This is a genomic window from Okeania sp. SIO2B9 (assembly GCF_010672505.1).
GTDB lineage: Bacteria > Cyanobacteriota > Cyanobacteriia > Cyanobacteriales > Microcoleaceae > Okeania > Okeania hirsuta.
Window position 1 is genome coordinate 1 of the sequence record NZ_JAAHGK010001309.1, and the last position, 2,077, is coordinate 2,077.

General features: G+C 37.0%; 2 protein-coding genes. Both read left to right on the forward strand.

Annotation, left to right across the window (positions count from 1 at the left end; translation table 11 throughout):
• The first annotated feature begins 75 nt into the window (after positions 1-75).
• Positions 76-219 (forward strand): hypothetical protein, encoded by a 144-nt coding sequence (locus tag F6K13_RS30160; protein WP_161564447.1) that lies wholly within the window; start codon positions 76-78, stop codon positions 217-219.
• A gap of 363 nt (positions 220-582) precedes the next feature.
• Entirely contained in the window at positions 583-2,070 is a 1,488-nt protein-coding gene (locus tag F6K13_RS30165; protein WP_124144358.1) for a SulP family inorganic anion transporter, read from the forward strand.
• Positions 2,071-2,077: the final 7 nt, after the last annotated feature.

Sequence of the window (2,077 nt, forward strand, 5' to 3'; positions counted from 1 at the left end):
TCTACTATCATAGCAGGATTAGGTATCAGAGAATGAGTAACTTAGAATAATCTATTGTTTTAATTACCAGTACTATTGACAAATAAAGCAAATGTTATTGGTACTGGGTTTCCTTTTTATCGGGAGCAAAATTATACTGATTTTCTAACTTGTGCCCATGTTGTTGAAAATGTGGGTGGAAAAGAGAATGTATTAGTAAATAATACTCCCTCGCCATGACAAGATGAAAGTTAATAATCATTGCCACATTAGAAAAGTCATTAATAGCAAATATTTCCCCATAAATCTGTCTAATTTGATTACTTTACCTAATTTACTTAGGGATATGATGAATTAGGTTAACATACCACACCTAACTGCAGACTCTTCGCGGAGCAAAATGTGCCTTTGATACCAATTTCAAAAAAGAATGTTACAAATAGTTTCAAACTTTAGATGTCGAATAATTTGCTGAAATTACTGAAGAATCAAAGTTTTGAACTATGAAATCATAATGCATGACTTTTGACTTTTGAATTCCGTGAAACGGTATGACTTCCAGGGAAAAATATTAACTGTTATTGTGCTAAAAATTGGGAGAAAATGAAAGATATATTAACAAAACAAGCCTGGTTTTCTAATGTCCAAAAAGATTTATTAGCAGGCGCTGTAGTCGCCTTAGCTTTAATTCCTGAAGCCATTGGTTTCTCTATTATTGCTGGTGTCGATCCGAAAGTAGGGTTGTATGCCTCATTTTGTATTGCTATTGTGACAGCTTTTTTAGGTGGGCGACCGGGAATGATTTCCGCAGCAACCGGAGCTATGGCGTTGCTGATGACAAGCTTAGTTAAAGATTATGGTTTAAATTATCTATTCGCAACCACTATTCTCACAGGTATCCTGCAAATTTTTCTAGGATGGATTAAGTTAGGAAATCAAATGAGATTTGTTCCTAGAGCGGTAATGTTAGGATTTGTCAATGCTCTGGCAATATTAATTTTTGATGCTCAACTAACTCAGTTTGAAGATGCTTCTATCTGGGTTTATATAATGGTAGCAGCAGGATTAGGTATTATTTACGGGTTGCCTCGCATCACTAAAGCAATACCTTCTCCTTTAGTTGCTATTGTTGTCATCACTGGATTCGCACTAACTACGGGATTAGACATACCCACTGTAGGAGACATGGGAACATTGCCCGATGCTCTACCTAGTTTTGCTCTACCAATAGTACCGCTAAACTTTGAAACCCTTGATATTATACTTCCTTATGCTTTGGCACTTTCTTTAGTGGGGTTACTAGAATCATTCTTAACAGCTAATGTTATTGATGACCTCACCGATACTTCTAGTGATAAAAATCAGGAAGCAGTAGGACAAGGAATTGCTAATATTGTCGCCGGATGTTTTGGTGGAATGGCTGGATGTGCGATGATCGGTCAGTCTATGATTAATATTGGGTCTGGTGGAAGGACGCGACTCTCGTCTTTAAGTGCAGGCATTTTTCTATTTGTTTGTATTATTCTGCTAAATGATTGGGTGGCGCGTATTCCAATGGCGACTTTGGTTGCAGTGATGATTATGGTCTCTATCAGTACCTTCCATTGGGATTCTATTCGCAATCTTCGTCGAGTACCCAAGAGTGAAACAGCAGTGATGATGACAACTGTGTTTATGACAGTTTTGACTCATAACTTAGCTATTGGAGTTGTTGTTGGGGTGGCGTTGAGTGCAATTTTCTTCAGTCGTAAAATTGCTGCGCTGATTTTCGTTGACTCTTATTTAAAAGAAAATGGTGTTGAACGTATTTACAGCGTTAATGGTCAAGTATTTTTTGTTTCTGTGGAAAATTTTCTCAACACCTTTGATTTCCGCGAACATCTTGAGTCTGTAACTATTGACCTAACTCATGCTCATTTATGGGATCAATCTGCTGTAGATGCAGTAGATAAAGCTGTACTACGTTTTCGGAGACGAGGTATTAAAGTACATTTAATTGGTTTGAATGAGGCGAGTGCAACTTTATTAGACCGTTTGACTACTCATTCTAGTAAACAAACTATTTTTAAAGAGGGACGGGTTATTCATTAGATTTAAG